The organism is Desulfosarcina sp., from assembly GCF_041551955.1.
In the GTDB taxonomy this organism is placed as follows: Bacteria; Desulfobacterota; Desulfobacteria; order Desulfobacterales; family Desulfosarcinaceae; genus Desulfosarcina.
The window spans coordinates 1-2,525 of record NZ_JBFELV010000579.1; the positions used below are offsets into that span (position 1 = coordinate 1).

General features: G+C 54.3%; 4 protein-coding genes. 2 read left to right on the plus strand and 2 right to left on the minus strand.

Annotated features, from left to right (window positions below):
• The coding region (locus ABYV26_RS24385; protein WP_372683946.1) for a hypothetical protein at positions 1-442 on the plus strand (442 nt) is incomplete at its 5' end.
• 392 nt (positions 443-834) lie between these two features.
• Here ABYV26_RS24385 and ABYV26_RS24390 read toward each other — a convergent pair.
• Positions 835-1,236 (minus strand): OsmC family protein, encoded by a 402-nt coding sequence (locus ABYV26_RS24390; RefSeq protein ID WP_372683947.1) that lies wholly within the window; start codon positions 1,234-1,236, stop codon positions 835-837.
• A gap of 212 nt (positions 1,237-1,448) precedes the next feature.
• On the opposite strand from ABYV26_RS24390, the gene ABYV26_RS24395 reads away from it, so the two are divergent.
• A complete protein-coding gene (locus tag ABYV26_RS24395) occupies positions 1,449-1,937 on the plus strand; it encodes a DUF3124 domain-containing protein (protein ID WP_372683948.1) in 489 nt (162 codons plus the stop codon).
• Here ABYV26_RS24395 and lgt read toward each other — a convergent pair.
• The coding region (gene lgt / locus ABYV26_RS24400) for a prolipoprotein diacylglyceryl transferase (RefSeq protein WP_372683949.1) at positions 1,903-2,525 on the minus strand (623 nt) is incomplete at its 5' end. The two genes, ABYV26_RS24395 and lgt, sit on opposite strands and share 35 nt — an antisense overlap.

The window sequence follows — 2,525 nt, forward strand, 5'->3', positions numbered from 1 at the left end:
AGTCCAAGCCATGAAGAACCTTTCTATTAAGCATCAAACCCCGATGTGGAATTCTGAGTTTGGCGCACATACAACCCAGTGGGTTCGCGACACCGTGAATCATTTTGAAAAGCCCGGAAATCAAATCAGCGGCTGGATTTATTGGCCCTGGAAACGGGTTGGTGAACAAGACAGTAAACGCTGGGCGGCACTCATGGAAATCCCCCACTCTCCGAACTGGGACAAAACGCGGAGGTGGATTGGTGCACCGTTAGGTCTTTTTGCGGCCAAACCCACGCGGGAAGAGGCCTTGAAAGGCATGTGCGAATTTATTCAAATGTCGGCCGCGCACAATCTCGTTGTGAATCCAGGGATGGCCCAAGCGCTGCGAATCACATCTGCGCGGACGATGCAACCACCCGACACGCTGGCTCAAGTTCAGGCTACGTGCCTGCACCGGTAAGCACGTCCAACCCGGTGCAGGCAACGCCACAACCGACTAGCGATCAGATATAGGGTTGCCCAATATACTGATAGGAAACAATAACAGGTAATAACATGGGCCCCAAATGGTCTTATCCGTCCAGTTTGGGGCCAAAAACGACGCTTTAAGGCCATTTATGGCAAAGCCACCAGCCAACCGACATTTCACCAGGGTATTTTTGTATCTGTCTACAGATGCCAGCGGGGGGGGCTACCTGTGGTTTTCAAAAGATCGGAAACGCTGAGCGCACCCCTTGTAGGTGCGTCGCCTGCCCTCCTTCGATATGCGCTGGTGGATCTGCCTGGCAGACGAACCATCGTCAGGTGCAATCAGGTGGAATGAGTTCTTGCGGTAGCCCTGACAGACACCCCTCAACCAACAGAAATGTCCACATCCATGAACTGCTTCAAGGTATTGGCCACGATGCAGCCGCGTTCGGCGACCAGAACCATTTTTTCCATCTGATTTCGATCGATCCCATGGCCATTCACCGCCATGGTCATTTTCTGGAAGCGGGGCGGCGTGCCATTCAACGTGCCACTGACCGTAGCGGACAGCCCCTTTGGCTCGATCCCCCTCGCCTGGAAAGCGGCGACAAGGTTGCTCATGAAACAGCCGCCCAGGCTGGCAACAAACAGTTCACCGCCCATGGGGCCCTGGTTGCCGCCTCCTTTTTCCGCGGGGCGATCGGTTGCCAGTTCATGCTCACGAATCTGGGTGCGTGCGGCGGTGGAACCTTCAATTTGAGATATCGTTGTTGTGACTTCCGGCATGGTTTGATCCTCCTGGATGAAATTGTTAACAGATTGAATCTGGTCACGGTCGGGGCAACAATCAAGTTTTCTGTGCTTCATATATAATGCGGCTTGGCATTGACTGCCGCCGATCCCCGATTGATTTGACCCGAGGATACTGGTACAAAGAAAAATAAGTTCGAGCTGCATTTACAAACCGTGCGCAGTTATCTTTTAAGGGAGGGCGTTTGATGTCCAGACCGACCACCACAAAAGCCATGTTGATCATATTCGTCCTGCTGACACTCACGAGCGGTTTCATCACCCGAACGGCCGCTGCGGACATGCGCCTTTTCAAGGGGCAGACCGTATACGTGCCGCTCTATTCCCATATCTACAGCGGCGACCGGGAGCAGCCCTTTTACCTGGCCGCTACCCTGAGTATCCGCAATACGGACAGAACGCATGCCATTACTTTGACAGCCGTGGATTATTACGACTCGGACGGCAAGTTTTTGAAACACTTTCTGGAAAAACCCCTGCCCCTCAATGCCATGGCCACCAAACGCTATGTGGTGCCCGAATCGGACAAAAGCGGGGGGTCCGGCGCCAAATTTATCGTCATATGGCAGTCGGAGCAGCCGGTGGCAGAGCCGTTGATCGAGTCGGTGATGATCAGCACCAAGACCCAGCAGGGAATCTCTTTTACCTCCCGGGGGCGGGTGCTTGAAGCTTTTTAAGATAGAGCAGCAACAGCGCGCCGGCCAGGACCATGGCCAGGCAAAGCAGTTGCCCCATGGACAGGGAAAAAAAGATAAATCCCAGATGGGCGTCAGGCTGGCGGGCATATTCGATGAAAAAGCGCACCAGGCCGTAGCCCATGAGGTAGAGGGCCAGCATGGCACCCCGGGTGGTGACCCGCTTTTTGACCGCCCACAGGACGATAAAAAGGACGATGCCTTCGAAAAATGCCTCGTAAAGCTGTGAGGGATGCCGTCGGCCGGGACCCGGTGCAAAGGGGAAAAACATGCCGATGGGATGGGTCGTCACCCGCCCGAAAAGTTCGCCGTTGATAAAGTTGCCCACCCGCCCGAAGGTATATCCCAGTGGAATGCACGGGACGATGAGATCGGCCATACCGAAAAAATCCAACCGGTTTTTACGCACGAAAATGACGGTCGCCACGACTACACCGATGAGTCCGCCGTGATAGGACATGCCAGTGATGCCGGTAAAGCGGATGCCACCGGAAAATTCAAAGGGCAGGATGATCTCCAGCGGATGGTGCAGGTAGTACGAGAAGTTGTAAAAGAGCACATAGCCCAGGC

Coding starts and splice junctions, on each gene's coding strand:
- ABYV26_RS24395 (WP_372683948.1), top strand. CDS start 1,449: ATGTCCAGACCGACCACCACAAAAGCCATGTTGATCATATTCGTCCTG.
- ABYV26_RS24390 (WP_372683947.1), bottom strand. CDS start 1,236: ATGCCGGAAGTCACAACAACGATATCTCAAATTGAAGGTTCCACCGCC.